Consider the following 15,365-nt stretch of genomic DNA (forward strand, 5'->3'; position numbering starts at 1 on the left):
GCCCGCTCTCTTTGGTGGCGGTGATGTTTTTCGCTTCTGCGGCGATCCGCCTTGCCGGCTGGGGTGGAAGCGCATTGGCGCTGGAGGCTTCACCCGCGATGGTCGAAACATCCTGCGCCGCGCTGCCGGGTGCGGCAGAGCTATTGGCAAATCTGCGCGATCGCGAAGCCCGTGTTGCGGAGACAGAACGCACACTTACTGCGCGCAAGGAGGCGCTTGACCGTGCGGAGATGGACATTCGCCAGCAGCTCGCCCGGCTGGAGGCCGCGGAAGAAAGCCTTGATGGCCGAATCGCCGCCTCCCGCCAGGCGAGTGAGGCGGACCTTGCCCGGTTGACCGCTGTCTACGAGGCAATGAAACCCAAGGAGGCGGCGCTGCTTTTCGAAGAGATGGAACCCGATTTCGCAGCCGGATTCCTCGCACGCATGCGCCCGGAGGCGGCTGCCTCTCTCATGGCGGGCCTCAACCCCCGCACGGCCTATTCTTTCAGCGTCCTGCTTGCGGGCCGCAATGCGCTTGCGCCGGTTAAGTGACCTCGCAAGCGAATATTAACCCGCGTCCTCTAGTCTGGGGATCACGCTGGAATGGAGGCTTCAGGAATGCTCGGCATCATCGGGATCGCTGTGATCTTCGTCATGGTCTTTGGGGGCTACATCCTCGCAGGCGGCAAGATGTCGATCATCCTTCATTCGCTCCCCTATGAGATGGCGATGATCCTTGGCGCGGCCTTCGGCGCCTTTCTGCTGTCAAGCGACATGGCGCTGGTGAAGGCAACGGTCCGCGATCTCGCGCGCGCCTTCAAAGGCCCGAAATGGCGCCAGACCGACTATCAGGATCTTCTTTGCCTGCTGTTCGAACTGGTGCGCCTGGGACGTCAGAATCCGGTGGCGCTGGAAGAGCATGTGGAGGCACCGGAAAGCTCCTCCATCTTCGCGCGGTATCCGCGGATCGTCGCCGATCATGAGGCGGTGGATCTGATCTGCGACACGCTCCGCTCCGCCGCCATGAATTATGATGACCCCCATCAGGTGGAGGAGATTCTGGAAAAGCGGATGGAGGCAAGCCTCCATCATGCGCTTCACACCAGCCATGCGCTCCAGACGATGGCCGACGGGCTGCCCGCACTCGGCATCGTCGCGGCCGTGCTGGGCGTCATCAAGACGATGGCTTCCATCGACCAGCCGCCGGAAGTGCTGGGCAAGCTGATCGGCGGCGCGCTTGTGGGGACATTTCTCGGCGTATTCCTTGCCTACGGGATCGTCGGTCCGCTCGCCGCGAGGCTGAAGTCGGTGACGGAGGAGGATGCCCAGTTCCATCGCCTGATCCGGGAGGTTCTGGTCGCCAACCTCCACAACCATGCGGCCAACATATGTGTCGAGGTCGGGCGACAGAACGCGCCGCATGCGGTTCGCCCGTCCTTTGCCATGCTGGAGGGTGCGTTGCGCGAACTGAAGCCGGAGGTCGCCTGATGCGCCTGCTGCTTGCCGCCCTGCTTTCATTGCCGTGCCTTGCCTCGGCACAGTCGATCCGTGTGCGGTCAGGCGAGCATGAGACATTCAGCAGGATTGTCATTGCTCTCCCAAAGCCTTCCCCCTGGTCGCTCATGCGGGAGGGAGAGGGGTATCGGCTCGACATGGCAGCGAAGCCCCAGCTCGATATCAGCCGCGTGTTCGATCTCATTCCGCGCCGGAGGATCGCCGATATCCGCAAGACGCCCGGGGGGCTTCGCCTGTCACTCGGCTGCGAGTGCCATGCTGTCGCGACGGAGATGCGGCCGGGGCTCATCGTGCTGGACGTGACGGATGGCCCTGCTCCGGAGACGCCGGTGACCGCCGTCATGCCCCGTCCCCCGCTCCCACTCCGCTCCCCGTCTCCGCTGCCTCTGCCCCTCGCGTCAGATCAGCCGCTGGCAAAAATGCGTTCGCTAATCGGCGCAGAGCTGACAAGGGCGGTGGACCAGGGATTGGTGGAACTTGAAGGAGCGCCCGCCACATCCGAAACCCCGGTGACGAACAGCGGCGCCCCAGGCCTCGTCACCATTACCGCGTTCGACAGGGATGTTCGGGACGATGGGCTCGCTGATGTGGGGTTGTCGGCATGTCCTGCTCCCGAACTCCTTGATCCCACGGCATGGCTGAAGACCGAGCCCTTTGCCGAAGCCGTGGGAAAACTGCGCACGGAACTGGTCGGGGAATTCGACCGGCCCGACATACAGGCTGTGAATACGCTCGTACGGTATTACCTCGCCATGGGCTTTGGACACGAGGCACTGGCAGAAATGCAGCTCAACCCCGACCTCATAGCGGACCGCGAGTGGCTTTCGCCGCTTGCTTCGCTCGTTGATGGCGAGAGTCCCCGAGACATCGGTCCGCTTGCGGGAATGGCGATCTGCGACGGGTGGACTCCGCTTTGGGCGCTCCTTGCCGACCCCAGTCTCGGGCCGGGGCGCGAGGTGAACAGGGGCGCCGTCCTGCGCAGCTTTTCACGGCTTGTCCTGTTTCAACGCGACCTGCTCGGTCCCCGCCTGGTTGAGCGGTTTCTCTCGCGCGGTGACGACGAAGCCGCGCTCTCGGTGCGTGCCGCCATGGCCCGAGCCGATGGGGGACCGTCAGTCGCGATCGCAGACGGGCTGATTGCCCGCGAGGGGAGGGAACCTCCCGCTCTCGCTGCGACATCCCGAACCTCGGGAGTGCTTGGGGCAGAAGCTTTAGCACTGCTTATTGAAGGCCGCGTCGCGCGGGGTGAGCCCGTGGAGCATGAGCGCGCCGTTCAGTCCGCTGCCCTGGCGATGGAGATGCGCGGAACACCACTGGGAGACAGATTGGCGCGGGCGGAAGTCCTTGCGCTGGCTTCGACGGGCGATTTCGACACCGCCTATGGCGGGTTCGACCGCTTGCCGGCCTCACTCCGGCGTGAGACCGGCGAGACGCTTGCAACACTTCTTCTGCGGATCGCCGATGACGTGACTTTCCTCCGTTTCGCACTGGGTCCCCGGCTGACCGCGCCCGACCTGCCGATTTCGGTGCAGGCAGAGGTGGAGGAGCGGGTGACCGCGCTGGGTTTCGGCAGGAGCGAGGCAGTGCCGGACAGGGCAGTGACCCCGCCCACGGGTTCTGTGCGAGCAGGTATTCCTCAGGCAGGAACTCCTGCCGCGCAACCCTCCCTGAGCCTTGCGGGCGCCGGGGCCCTTCTGGAAGAAAGCAGGGCCTTCCGCCGGGACCTCGTTCTTATCTTGAATGATCCGGCGAACGGGTCATGAAAGTGACACGTGAAGAGCATAGAGGGTGTGGATTGCCGGACCTCCGGCGCCATGATCAGAATATGACAGACCATACGCGATACGCCATTTACTGGACGTCCCGTCCGGGCCCTCTCACCGATTGCGCAGCGGCTTGGCTGGGATGGAATCCCTGGACATCCGTGGAAACCCCACCCACCCCCGGGTTTGGCCGACTGCCCGGATCGTCAAAGATCACGGAGGAGCCGCGGCGCTATGGCTTCCATGCCACATTGAAAGCCCCCTTCCGTCTGGCCGAAGGGCGTGATCGCGGGGGGCTGGAGGCTGCAGTGCAAAGATTTGCCGAAGATCAGGCAGCCGTAAGACTGGATGGCTTGGGCTTTAGCCTGCTGTCTGGATTTGTTGCGCTTCGGCCAAGGGGAGATGTGGCGGAACTGAATAGACTTGCGATGAGGATCGTGGAGTTTTTTGATGACTTCCGGGCCCCGCTGACCGAGGCGGAAATCGCGCGCCGCAGGCCGGAAACCCTCTCGCCGCAGCAGCGCCAGAAGCTCCTTGACTGGGGCTATCCCTATGTAGGCGATGACTTCCGGTTTCATCTCACGCTCACCGGAAGAGTGTCGCAGGAGATGGGCATGGAAGTGATCGAGAAGCTCGAACCACATCTTGTGCCGCTTCTGCCAGAGCCGCTGATCATTGATTGCATCTATCTCTTCGGCCAAAGACCGGATGGAAAATTTGAAGTTCTGAAAGCATGCCCGCTGACAATTCGCTCCCCCCTGGTCTGAGAAGACTTCATCTCGTCAGGTTCTGCCAGGGCACGAGGGATGGAGGGATTTATTTCCTGTTCGTTCCGCTGCTGGTATGCGAAAGGGCCAGACATGCCCGCACGCAGCCGCTCTGAACCGAGTTGAAAGCCCGCTGGCTGCTAGGGAGGCGGGCGGCGTCTAAAAGCCCGGTCCAGGCGTCGCAATGGCCGCCCGCACATCGGTTTCGGTACAGTCAAACATGTAAGCCTGACCACGACACCTTCAGCGCGTCGCAGAGCCAGCTGACTGACAGATTTGCGTGCGCCTTGCTATGAAGACAACCCTCGTCATCGACGCGCGAAAAAGAACCGTCGCTCTCTTCGGGATGTCACGCTCCGCCAGAGGCCGGACGATCTCTCTCTTCATGGTGCAATCCCGGGCAGGTCGTGCCTGCACCGTTCCTCCCAGGGAGGGGCCGGGCATGTTCAATTCCTACATCCGGCGCCTGATGCGCACTGTCAGCTCCGGGTCTTCGCGCCGTATCGGTCTGTTGCCGCCTTGATGTTGAGCTCGCGGCTGAACTTCCGTCGCGCCATTTCCACTCGTAAGGCTCTCGGCCCACGATCTTATCTTCGTGGCCGCAAAACTGGCATCAGGCCAGCGCGACAATGACGGTAGCGCAAGTAAAGAGCCTGCTTGGGGACATTTGGAAGGGGCAGCGAGTAAGATCGGGCTAACCCATAACGCAGCGCGGCACCCGGTCCAGTTCGTGAAGAAATTGCTCTACGGCCGCTTCCAGCGGCCCGCCATTGTCAATCACGCTGACAGCGAGGTTTCGCGGGAGAGGGGCGGTATCGCGGACAAGGCGTTGCGCGATTTCACCCGCGGTTTCCCGCCCGCGCTGGGCGAGGCGGAGGGCGAGCACTTCCGGCGGGGCAGTGATCAGAAAGATCCGCAGCGCCGGAAAGACCTCAACGGCCTTCTCCACCATCGCACGGGAGGCATTGAACAGCACGTCTCGCCCCGAGATTATTTCCGACCATGGAATACCATAGGACAGGCCGTGCGCCTGCCAGTGCAAGGCGAAATCACCCGCTGCCAGCCGTTTCTGGAACAGCGCCTCGCTTACGCCATCGAAGTCCTCTCCACCTGCTTCGGTGGGCCGCGTGATGACGCGGCGGACGCGGTGGATCTCTGGCCTGTGCGCCAGCGCCGCGGCGATCACCGTGTCCTTCCCCGCGCCCGATGGGCCAACCACGGCGAAGATCGCTGTCCTCATCTCATCCTCCTGACCCCTTCGCGGGCGTTCCCCGGCGAGGACTGTCGAACGGTTACGGCGCACATACGGCATTCCGCAACGATTATTTCGTGAATATTTGATGACATTTCAAAGGCATACAAATATCTACAGAACCGTGGAATTTTTTTCGCAAGGTCTTCTTATTTCATCTTGCCGTCATAGTCTGCAGCTATTCATAATTCATTCGAATGACTCGGAGGCTCACATGGGGCGTGAGAACTGGCAGATAATCCGGGACAAGATTTCGGGGGAGATCGCCTCGGGCAGCTTTTCGCCCGGCGACAGGCTGCCGACCGAGCCGGAACTGTGCCAGCTTTTCGGTGCGGGCCGCCATTCGATCCGGCGTGCAGTTGCCGCTCTTGCGGTGGAAGGCAAGCTGCGCGTTGAGCAGGGACGGGGAACTTTCGTGGAATCTGCCCCGCTCATCAACTATCATATCGGTCGCAGGACCCGCTTCCGTCAGAACCTTCAGGAACAGGGCCTGGCACCCGGGGGCGATCAGATTTCGGCGGAAATCGTGCCTGCACCCGCCCGGATCGCCCGTGCGCTGGCACTGGAGGAGGGTGCTGCCGTTCACCGGCTGCTGAACAGGGGGTTCGCCGATGACGTGCCGATCAGCCTCGGTCTCTCCTGGTGCTGTGCCGCGCGGTTTCCCGATTTCGCGGAGCGTCGCGCTGCGGGGCAGGCTGTCAGCGACATCTATGCGGCTCACGGCGTGACCGACTATTTCCGGCGCTCCACCACCATCTTCGCCCGCCGGGCGGAGGAGGAGGAGGCGCGCCTGCTTGCACAGCATCCGTTGCTGCCCGTCCTTGTCGTGCAGAAGACCGACGTCGACGAGGCGGGCCGACCGATCGGCCATTCCGAGGGGGTCTGGTCCGCGGAACGGGTGCAGTTCACGTTTGACACCGATCCGCCGGGCGCGGAACGGCCTGACGACAGCCGGTTCTGACCGGCAACAGAAAGAGGACAAGATGTTCGACCAGAACAGCCTCCCCCCTGCAGGGGGAGACGATCATGCACGCCTGCTCGCCACGCTGGCGCGGGCCGACGCCGCGGCGCTGAAAGCGCTGGCGGAGGGGCTGCTTCCCCGGCTGGGGGAGGTGGAAGTGCTGGCGAGTCGCACCGGCCTCGTCATGCTGCCGATGCGCGACACGGTGAAGGGAACGGATTTCCACCTGGGAGAGGTTCTGGTGGCGGAGGCCCATCTGCGTCTCGGCTCCGGGACCGAGGGGTATGGCATGGTGATCGGCCGCGATCTGGAGCGGGCGATGGCGATGGCACTGACGGATGCCGCATATGCCGAAGACGTCGCGCGGGCGGAGATCGAGCGCTTCGTGACAGGTGAGGCCGCGCGCCAGGCCAGCGGGGATCGTGAGACGCTCCGCGCTGTTGAGGCGACTCGAGTCGAGATGGAGACGTTCTGATGGCTGCTCCCGTGCCGAATGCCGAAGAAACCCGTGACAACGCCACGTTCGAGGCGCTGATGTGGGCGCTGTCCCGCCCGGGGGTGGAGCAGCGGCTGCCAGAGCCGGGGTTGGCCCCGGTGGCCCAGGCGCTGGTGGATCTGGAAGTCACGGCCTTCACGGACGACGAGGGGCTTCAGCGCCTCATCAACCGGACGGGCGCACGGCCTGCCCGCCCGAACACTGCCGATTACCTCTTTCTTGCCGACGGCGCGGAGGCGGCGTTCCGGCAGGCTCGGATCGGCTCCGCGGTCCACCCTGAAGCGGGGGCGACACTGGTCGTCGCTGCGCCGCTGGAGGGCGGGCCACGACTAAGGCTTGCCGGTCCGGGGATCGACGGTTCCGTCACCATCGCTCCGGCGCTGTCGCCGGGGCTTTGGGACATACGCGCCGAACGCGTGGCCTATCCGCTCGGTTTCGACCTGTTCCTCGTGGACGGAGACCGGGTCACCGGTCTGCCCCGCTCCACCCGCATCGAGGTGCTCTGATGGCTTATGTTGCAACGCGCGGCGGAGAACGCGCCATCGCGCAGGCGGAACGGCTTTACCGGGAGGGGCTCGGCACTATCGACCAGAGCCGTGTGGCCGCTGTCGCCACGGCGCTGCCGTGGCTCGTGGATCGGGTGATGGGAGAGGCCTCGCTCTATGAGCCGGAACTGGCCGCGCTCGCGCTCTCACAGACGGGCGGCGATCTTTACGAGACGGTGCTTCTGCTGCGTGCGTGGCGCACGACCCAGCCCCGGCTGATGGTGGCGGAGCCGGTGAGACAGGAGGCACTGTTCACGCACCGCCGCATTTCTGCGGCCTTCAAGGACATTCCGGGCGGTCAGATCCTCGGCCCGACGCTGGATTACGCCCACCGGCTTCTGGCGACGGGTGTTCTGGAGGGCGCTCCGCTGGTGCCAGAGCCGGTTGAGCGCGCGGCGAAGCCTGCTCCGGCATTTCAGCCCTCGCTTGCCGCCTGGCAAAAGGCCGAGGGCCTCGTGGCCGACCCGCCACGCGAAAATGTGGCGCCGGAAAGCATTCCAGATCTCACGCGGGAGCCGCTCCTTTTCCCGGCAAAACGCGCGCATACGCTACAAAGCCTCGCAAGGGCTGATACTGGTGGGGTTCTGGCGCTGGGCTATTCGGCCATGCGAGGCTATGGCAATGCCCATCCGACGGTGAATGAGCTGCGGCTGGCAGAGGCGGAGGTGCGCGTGCGCCATCCACGCGGAACGGTATTCTCAGCGGGGCGTGTCAGGGTCTCGCAGGCGGAGGTAGCGGCAAAGGACACGTCCAGTCAGATCCGGCTGGGTTTCTCCGCCACGCTGGGCTGGAACGAGGTGAAGGTGATCTCGGCCGCGACGCTCGACCTGAACGCGCCGGGCGCGGCAAAGGGATCGCCGACAGAGGAGGAGTTCTTCCTTTACCACACCGAGCCGGTGGAAGCCTCCGGCTTCTGCATCCACTTCAAGCTGCCGCACTACGTGACCTTCCAGTCCTCGCTCGACGCAATGCGGGACGCGCGGGCGCTGAAGGCGGCGACTGTCCCGGAGGCCGATCCGCAGGCCAGTCCGGCCGAGGCGAAAATCGAGGAGCCGACCCCATGACCGCCCTGAGCGACCTTACCCGCTCTTGGGAAGCGATGAGCTATGGCTTCCTGGACCCCTCGGCCAAGCGCGAGATGCGCCGTGCCATGCTGAAGGCCATCGCCGTGCCCGGCTGCCAGATCCCCTATGCGAGCCGCGAAGTGCCGATGGCACGCGGCTGGGGCACGGGCGGGCTGCAGGTGACGCTGACGCTCGTGAACCCCGCCTCCGTAGTAAAGGTGATCGATCAGGGCGCGGATGACAGCGTGAATGCCGTTTCCATCCGCCAGTTCGTCGCCCGCGTGGCGGGTGCACAGGGCACGGAGGACACGGCGGAGGCCACGATCCTGCAATCCCGCCACCGCATCCCGGAGGAAGTGATGCGCGAGGATCAGGTGCTCGTACTCCAGGTGCCGAACCCGGAGCCGCTCCGCCCGGTGGAGCCGAACATCTCCGTGGCGCGCCAGATGCATGCCGATGCCGATTACGGGCGGCTCTGGCTGGTGCTCTACGAGCAGATCGTGCGCTCCGGGCGGATCATGCAGGGTGCCTCATACCCGGCGCTGGTCAACGGGCGGCACGTGATGACGCCGTCGCCCATCCCGCGCTGGGACGTGCCGAAGCTCAACATGGCGCGGCACCTGACGCTGCTGTCGGCGGGGCGGGAAAAGCGCATCTTCGCGGTGCCGCCGTTTACGCCGGTGGAGCCGCTGGCGTTTTCCGACGTGCCCTACCGGGTGGAGGATCACGCCGGGCTCACCTGCGAGCGTACGGGCGTCAAGGGCTTTTTCATGAACGAAATTCCGCAGGCCGATGGCGGCTCGATCCACGAGCTGTCGGACTCGGGCTATGCCGTCAAACACATCCGGGCGGCGGAGGGCGAAGGCGCCGCCCCGGGAGAAACATGGTATGTGAACGGGGTGATGAAATGACCCGGACTGCTGAAGGAATGCGTCGCGCCGCGCCGCGCCTGATGACGACGCCGCCGATCATGACGATGACCGGCATTTCCCGCCGCTTCGGCAGGGTGACAGCGCTCGACGATGTGGATGTGACAGTCTATCCCGGCGAGGTTCTGGGCATCGTCGGCGAGAGCGGCTCTGGAAAATCCACGCTGCTGCGCATGATGAACCTTGAGGACACACCCGACACCGGTGACTACCGGCTGGCGATTCCGGGGGCGGAGGGCAATCTTTTCGACCTCGACCGTTACGGGCGGCGGATGCTCTGCGCGCGCCATGTGGGGATCGTCTATCAGAACCCGCATCTGGGGCTTCTGATGCGCAACTCCTCCTCCGGCAATGTCGCCGAACGGCTGCTGATCGCAGGGGAGCGTCGCTTCGCCACGCTGCGCGAGAAGGCGAAGGAGGCGTTGGCGGCATCTGAATTTCCGCTGGAGCGGATGGATGCGCGGCCGATCGAGCTGTCGGGCGGGATGCAGCAACGGGTTCAGCTTGCCAAGGCCATCGCCCTGGAACCCGCGCTGCTGCTGCTGGACGAACCCACCACCGGGCTTGATGTCTCGGTGCAGGCGCTGGTGCTGGATACGCTGAAACGGCTGCAGCGCGACCGGTCGATCACCATGGTGCTGGTCAGCCATGATCTGGGCGTCATCCGCACCATGGCGGACCGGGTGATGGTGATGCGCCGGGGGCGCGTGGTCGAGCAGGGGCTTGCCGATCAGATCTTCCAGGATCCGCAGCATGACTACACCCAGTCCCTCGTTCATGCCAAACTGTGAGGCGATGATGATGCACCGCTCCCTCCCCGTGCTCGAAGTCGAAGGGCTCGCCAAGCATTTCGACATGCACCATCTCCACCAGCGCCTCCCGGCATTCGAGGGAGTGAGCTTCCGCCTGCACCCCGGGCAGTTCCTTCTCCTCAGCGGCCACAACGGCGCGGGCAAGTCCACGTTGCTGCGGACGCTCTACCGGACCTATCTGCCGAAGGGCGGCCATATCTGGCTCAACACGGCGGAGGGGCGGATCGACCTTGCCACCGCGGCGGATGTCGATGTGGCGCTGCTCCGGCGGCGGGAGATCGGCTTCGTCACGCAATTTCTCATCGCCCGCCCCCGCGTCGCGGCAGAGGATATCGTGGCCGAACCGCTGCGCCTTGCCGGGCGCCCCGCAGCCGAGGCGCTGGAGGCCGCGCGCGCCGCCCTGGCGGAATTCGGGGTGAAGCGCGAGCTTTGGGCGGCCTATCCCTCCACCTTCTCGGGCGGAGAGCAGCAGAAGGTGAACCTCGCGCGCGCGCTCATCCTGCCGCAGCGGCTGCTGATGCTCGACGAGCCGACGGCCTCGCTCGACGCGGGCGCGCGGGGGGCGCTGGTGCGCCGGTTGCGGCAACTGAAAACCGAAGGCGTCGCGATGATCGGCGTCTTTCACCATCCCGGCGATGTGGCCGGGCTGATCGACGCAGAACTCGACCTGTCCACGAAGGAGTTGGAACATGTGGCTCAGTGATTTCCGGGTCGTCCTGCCGGACGACGTGCTGGAGAGCGGCTCCGTCCGTGTGGAAGACGGCCGGATTGCCGATATCGTCGAAGGCCCCGTCGCGGGCGCGGCGGTCGTGGGTGACGGGCTTCTGCTCATGCCGGGCTTCATCGACATGCATGGCGACATGATCGAGCGGGAGGTGGAGCCGCGCCCCTCCGTCCACATGCCGCTGGAGCTGGGCATCCGCGATCTGGACAGGAAGCTGGCCGGCTCGGGCTTCACCACCGCCTATGCGGCGCTGTCCTTCAGCCCCGCCTCCACCTACGGGCACCTCAGGAGCTATGACCACACGACGGAGGTCATCCGCGCGCTTCGCCGGATGCGGGGCGATCTGCTCATCGAGCATCGCGTTCATGCCCGGTTCGAGATCACCTTTCCCAAGGCGCTCGACGTGGTGCATGAACTGATCTCCGAGGGGAGCGTTGAGCTTATCTCCCTCACCGATCATACGCCGGGGCAGGGCCAGTATCGCGACATCGAACGGGTGGTAGAGCGGACCATGGCGGAAAAGGGTCTCTCGGCGGAGGAAGCGGCTGCCGCCGTGGCAGAGCGCATTGCCGAACGCACCCGCCCGGAGGAGGAGCTGGCCGCCACTCTCTCCCGCATCTCCACCGCCTGTCACGCGCATGGCGTGGCGCTGGCGAGCCATGATGACGATACCGTGGCCAAGGTGGGAATCATGGCAGCGCTTGGCGTCTGCATCAGCGAATTCCCGGTGACGGAGGAAGCGGCGGTGGAGGCGCGCAGTCGCGGGCTGGCGACGGTGATGGGTGCGCCGAACGCGCTCCGCGGCCAAAGCTATTCCGGCAACCTATCGGCCCGCGCGGCGCATGCGGCGGGCCTGCTGGATATCCTTGCCTCCGACTATCACCCCTCCGCGATGCTGCCTGCCGTTCTGGAGCTGGCCAAGAGTGATCCGAACGGGCTGGCGGGTGCCGCACGACTGTCCGCCGGAAACGTGGCGGAGGCGCTGGGGCTGAAGGATCGCGGTGCCATCGCCATCGGGCGCCGCGCCGACCTGATCGCCGCCACGGACGAAGGGCTGGGCCATGTCGTCGCCACGTTGCGGGGCGGGCGGATGGTCTATTCCAACGGTCGTCTGGACAGCGGGGCCTTCCGTGCGGCGCGGCCGGTCAGGGCGGTCGCGGCGGTGTCGTGACGGTCAGGGCGCCGTGCAGGCAAGATAGGCGGCGCAGCCCGTGAGGGCTGCGAAGTCGTCCTCGATCACCGACAGGCTGAAGTCGGCCATGAAGGGGCCGAAGCGCCCCTTCTCCCTGAAGGCGTCCGACAGGCCGAAGGTGTTGAACCACGGCAGGAAGGCGCGGGCTACCCCGCCGATCAGGTAGATCCCGCCAAACGGCAGGTGGATCAGCGCCAGATCACCGGCGACGGCGCCGAGCAGGCGAACGAAGATCCGACCCGCCTCCATCGCGCGCGGCTCACCGGCCTCCAGCGCGGCCATGACGGCGGCGGTATCGCGGGGCGGCGCGCCACCGTCGAGCCAGGCGTCTATCCGCGCCACGCCGCGCCCGGAAAGAATATCCTCCACCCCCACGAAGCCATGCACGCCTTCCAGCGCGCGCACGAGCGACAGCGCCTTTTCCGTGCGGATCGGTAAGGTGACATGGCCCGCCTCGGACGGCAGGACGACCCGTCCCGCAGCGGTTTCGTGCACGGCGGCGGCATTGAAGCCGGTGCCCACCCCGATCACCAACCGGGTGGCACCCGGCCCTGCGTTGCTCCCGGCAAAGACCGGCGTGATCTCCCCCTCCGGTATCGCGTCGAGCGCGTAGCCCTGCGCCACGAGATCGTTCAGCACTGCCGCCCTGTCCGCCCCCGTCGCGTCGCGGAGGAGGTCGCGATCAGCGGACCAGTCGAGATTGGTCAGCCGCCCGACATGGTCCCGCACCGGCCCGGCAATGGCCGCGCAGGCGCTGTCGCAACGCTGCAGCCCCATGTCCGCGCCGAACTGGCGCAACACTTCCGCCAGCGAGCCATGGCGGGTGTTGGCGAAGCGGCGGATGGTGGCCGCATCGACCTTGCCGCCCCGGGCGATGGCGACACGGGTATTGGTGCCGCCCACATCGGCAACCACATCGATCCGTTCGGGTGTCTGCATGTCTGGCCTCCGCTCGGTTTTCTCCTGTTTGCACTGAGCGAGCGCGCGGTTCCAGCCCGTCGGGCCGAAAGCCGCGCGGAAACGGAGCGGGATCAGGCGGTCAGGGCGCGGAAATGCAGATAGGCGGCCGCGCTCCAGGAGAAACCCTGTCCGCCCAAGCCCTCTCCCGTGCCGGGGTGGAAATACTCGACGAAACCCGCGGTTTCCATCGCCCGGCTGACGGAATCGCGGAGCGTCCGGGCCAGGTCCGGCACCCCGTTCCGGTCAAGCCCGGCGGCGAGCAGCCAGTCGATGACGGGCCAGACCGGCCCCCGCCAGTAGCGGCGCGGCTCATAGGCCGGGCTGTCGGCGGGCGTCGTGGGGAAGGCCACGCGGAGCCCCTGCATCCACTGCCGCATCTCCGTAACCGCCGCATCGCGGATGTCGACGGGCAGATCAAGTGCGAGCAGCGGGATGAAGCCGGCCTGCGTGGGCGTGGCCACATCGGTTCCGGCGATCAGGTCACGGATGAGAAAGCGGCGATGCTCCGGCGACCAGCGGGACAGAAGCGCCGCACGGGAGCGCGCTGTCATCGCGCGAAGCTCCTCTCCTGCTTCCGGCAGGGCCAGCGCCTCTGCTACCGTCAGCAGATCCTCCCCCGCTTTCAGCAGGATCGCGGTCGTCTGCACGCAGCCCATGCGGAAGGGCGCGGCCGCCCACTGCCGCGCCGGTTCCCAGCCGCACTCCGCGTAGGTGTCCACAAGGTGGATGAACCGCTGGTAATCTTCATCCCGCGGTCGCATGGCGGGATCCACATGGCCGGTGTCCTTGCGGCGCACCGGTTCCCGTGTGGTGGTGGGCACGCGGGAGAGCGCCTCATCCCATGCGGGTGAATTATCCGATCCGCTCTCCCACGGGTGGAGCAAGGCCACCAGGCCGGTCCCCTCCGGGTCGCGGGCCGAATACCACCAGCGATGCCAGCGGAGCGCCGCATCGAACAGCGGGCGGATGCGGGCCTCCGGCGCCCCCCGCTCATGCAGTACGCGCACCGCCATGCCGAAAACCGGCGGCTGGGTGATGCCGGACGTGGCCACAGCATTCTCCGTGCGCCAGACCTCGGGTCCGGGGTAGTAGCTGTCGCTTGGCTGGTGGAACACGATCTGCGGGATCATGCCGTCCGGCCACTGCCCCTCCGCGAGCCGCTCCAGCTCCCGGCAGCCGCGGTCGACGTCATAGGTTGCGAACCCCATGGCGACAAAGGCAGAATCCCAGTTCCACTGAAACGGGTAGAGCCGATCGGTCGGCAGGGTATATCCGCCCCTGTCATTGCGGGCGAGGACGGCCTTGGCGGCGGCGATGTGATCGGGTGTCATGGGAATGTCCGGTCAGGCTGAAAGGCTGCGTCCGCTCTCGGGTGAGAGCCAGACAAGGCGGGTAGTGTCCGGTGCAAGGGCGATCTCTTCCCCCGGTCGGATGACCTCTCCGGGCGGCAGGCTCACACGGACCGGCTCTCCGGCGATGGTGCCAGTGAGGAGGAGGTGGGAGCCCATCGGTTCGGCCACGCGGACGGTCATCGGCAGACCCTCGCCCGCAATCGCCCGCTGGACGGCTTCCCCGCGCAGGCCAAGCGTCACGGTCGCGCCTGATCCGGGCGGGGCGGCGACACGAAAACCACCGAGCGCCACTGCACCATTTTCCACGGGCAGCGTCAGGAAGTTCATGGGCGGATTGCCGATGAAGCCGCCGACGAAGCGCGTCGTGGGCCGATCATAAATCTCCACGGGCGAACCGATCTGCTCCACCACGCCGTCGTGCATCACCGCGATCCTGTCGGACAGGCCCATCGCCTCCGTCTGGTCGTGGGTAACGTAGAGCGTGGTGGTTCCGGCCTCCGCCAGCACCTGCTTCAGCTCCGTCCGCATCTCCAGCCGCAGCAGCGCGTCGAGGTTGGAAAGCGGCTCGTCCATCAGGAGCACTGCCGGTTCGACGGCAAGCGCCCGCGCCACTGCTACCCGCTGCCGCTGGCCCCCGGAGAGCTTGTTCGGATAGCGGTCGAGATAGGGCTCGATATGCAAAAGCGCCGCGGCCCTTGCGACCTGCGCTGTCACGCGGGCCTCCTCCGCCTTCTGCATCCTGAGACCGAAGGCCACGTTCTCCCGCACGGTCATATGGGGAAAGACCGCGTAGTTCTGGAACACCATGGCCAGTCCGCGGTCCTTCGGTTCCAGACCGAGCACCGAGCGGGCGCCGATGCGGACATCCCCGGAGGTCGCCGTCTCCAGACCCGCGACGATGCGGAGCAGCGTGGTCTTGCCGCAGCCGGCGGGGCCGAGGAGGGAGACGAATTCTCCGTCCCGGACGGTGAGGGACACTTCCTTCAGCGCGTCGGTGGCGCCGAAACGCTTCCGTATGCGGTCAATGACGATATCAGCCATGGATGGATCTT

The 15,365-nt window shown here is 65.8% G+C and carries 16 protein-coding genes; 12 read left to right on the plus strand and 4 right to left on the minus strand.

From position 1 onward, the window contains the following. Positions 1-23: 23 nt before the first annotated feature. The 4 genes from CG51_RS07100 (at position 24) to CG51_RS07115 (ending at position 4,026) form a co-directional block, all read left to right on the plus strand. Positions 24-533 carry a MotE family protein gene (locus tag CG51_RS07100; protein WP_233141331.1) on the plus strand — a complete coding sequence of 170 codons (510 nt, stop codon included), beginning with the start codon at positions 24-26 and terminating at the stop codon, positions 531-533. A gap of 66 nt (positions 534-599) precedes the next feature. After that, positions 600-1,469 (plus strand): flagellar motor stator protein MotA, encoded by an 870-nt coding sequence (gene motA / locus CG51_RS07105; RefSeq protein WP_035743444.1) that lies wholly within the window; start codon positions 600-602, stop codon positions 1,467-1,469. Further along, positions 1,469-3,259: a hypothetical protein gene (locus CG51_RS07110; protein ID WP_035743445.1), complete on the plus strand. Its 1,791-nt coding sequence runs from the start codon at positions 1,469-1,471 to the stop codon at positions 3,257-3,259. The genes motA and CG51_RS07110 overlap by 1 nt, the downstream gene beginning before the upstream one ends. 62 nt (positions 3,260-3,321) lie before the next feature. After that, complete coding sequence (locus CG51_RS07115; RefSeq protein ID WP_035743563.1) at positions 3,322-4,026, plus strand: DUF1045 domain-containing protein; 705 nt, start codon at positions 3,322-3,324, stop codon at positions 4,024-4,026. A gap of 694 nt (positions 4,027-4,720) precedes the next feature. Here the strand turns inward: CG51_RS07115 and phnN are convergent. Continuing rightward, on the minus strand, positions 4,721-5,266 hold the full coding sequence (phnN, locus tag CG51_RS07120) for a phosphonate metabolism protein/1,5-bisphosphokinase (PRPP-forming) PhnN (RefSeq protein ID WP_035743447.1): 546 nt from the start codon (positions 5,264-5,266) through the stop codon (positions 4,721-4,723). A 226-nt stretch (positions 5,267-5,492) separates the two neighbouring features. Between phnN and phnF the strand changes: the two genes are divergently transcribed. The 8 genes from phnF to CG51_RS07160 are packed head-to-tail and all read left to right on the plus strand — an operon-like array spanning position 5,493 to position 11,980. Then, the gene (gene phnF / locus CG51_RS07125; protein ID WP_035743448.1) at positions 5,493-6,239 is read left to right on the plus strand and encodes a phosphonate metabolism transcriptional regulator PhnF; all 747 of its coding nucleotides are present in this window, start codon (positions 5,493-5,495) and stop codon (positions 6,237-6,239) included. Between the two features lie 22 nt (positions 6,240-6,261). After that, positions 6,262-6,714, plus strand: coding sequence for a phosphonate C-P lyase system protein PhnG (gene phnG, locus CG51_RS07130; RefSeq protein ID WP_035743450.1), 453 nt, complete (start codon positions 6,262-6,264; stop codon positions 6,712-6,714). Next, the gene (phnH, locus tag CG51_RS07135) at positions 6,714-7,241 is read left to right on the plus strand and encodes a phosphonate C-P lyase system protein PhnH (protein ID WP_035743453.1); all 528 of its coding nucleotides are present in this window, start codon (positions 6,714-6,716) and stop codon (positions 7,239-7,241) included. Before phnG ends, phnH begins: the two co-directional genes overlap by 1 nt. Continuing rightward, positions 7,241-8,344 (plus strand): carbon-phosphorus lyase complex subunit PhnI, encoded by a 1,104-nt coding sequence (locus tag CG51_RS07140; RefSeq protein WP_035743455.1) that lies wholly within the window; start codon positions 7,241-7,243, stop codon positions 8,342-8,344. The genes phnH and CG51_RS07140 overlap by 1 nt, the downstream gene beginning before the upstream one ends. After that, positions 8,341-9,255: an alpha-D-ribose 1-methylphosphonate 5-phosphate C-P-lyase PhnJ gene (locus tag CG51_RS07145; RefSeq protein ID WP_035743457.1), complete on the plus strand. Its 915-nt coding sequence runs from the start codon at positions 8,341-8,343 to the stop codon at positions 9,253-9,255. Before CG51_RS07140 ends, CG51_RS07145 begins: the two co-directional genes overlap by 4 nt. Next, positions 9,252-10,064: an ATP-binding cassette domain-containing protein gene (locus CG51_RS07150; RefSeq protein WP_035743459.1), complete on the plus strand. Its 813-nt coding sequence runs from the start codon at positions 9,252-9,254 to the stop codon at positions 10,062-10,064. Before CG51_RS07145 ends, CG51_RS07150 begins: the two co-directional genes overlap by 4 nt. After that, positions 10,027-10,788 carry a phosphonate C-P lyase system protein PhnL gene (locus CG51_RS07155; RefSeq protein WP_233141333.1) on the plus strand — a complete coding sequence of 254 codons (762 nt, stop codon included), beginning with the start codon at positions 10,027-10,029 and terminating at the stop codon, positions 10,786-10,788. Before CG51_RS07150 ends, CG51_RS07155 begins: the two co-directional genes overlap by 38 nt. Further along, on the plus strand, positions 10,775-11,980 hold the full coding sequence (locus tag CG51_RS07160) for an alpha-D-ribose 1-methylphosphonate 5-triphosphate diphosphatase (RefSeq protein ID WP_035743461.1): 1,206 nt from the start codon (positions 10,775-10,777) through the stop codon (positions 11,978-11,980). The genes CG51_RS07155 and CG51_RS07160 overlap by 14 nt, the downstream gene beginning before the upstream one ends. Before the next feature lie 3 nt (positions 11,981-11,983). On the opposite strand, the gene CG51_RS07165 is transcribed toward CG51_RS07160, so the two are convergent. The 3 genes from CG51_RS07165 to CG51_RS07175 form a co-directional block, all read right to left on the minus strand. Then, positions 11,984-12,940 carry a glucokinase gene (locus tag CG51_RS07165; protein ID WP_035743462.1) on the minus strand — a complete coding sequence of 319 codons (957 nt, stop codon included), beginning with the start codon at positions 12,938-12,940 and terminating at the stop codon, positions 11,984-11,986. A 92-nt stretch (positions 12,941-13,032) separates the two neighbouring features. Beyond that, positions 13,033-14,292: an MGH1-like glycoside hydrolase domain-containing protein gene (locus CG51_RS07170; protein ID WP_035743463.1), complete on the minus strand. Its 1,260-nt coding sequence runs from the start codon at positions 14,290-14,292 to the stop codon at positions 13,033-13,035. A 12-nt stretch (positions 14,293-14,304) separates the two neighbouring features. Further along, positions 14,305-15,354, minus strand: a complete 1,050-nt coding sequence (locus tag CG51_RS07175; RefSeq protein WP_035743464.1) for an ABC transporter ATP-binding protein — start codon at positions 15,352-15,354, stop codon at positions 14,305-14,307. Positions 15,355-15,365 lie beyond the last annotated feature (11 nt).

This window comes from Haematobacter missouriensis, assembly GCF_000740775.1.
GTDB lineage: Bacteria > Pseudomonadota > Alphaproteobacteria > Rhodobacterales > Rhodobacteraceae > Haematobacter > Haematobacter missouriensis.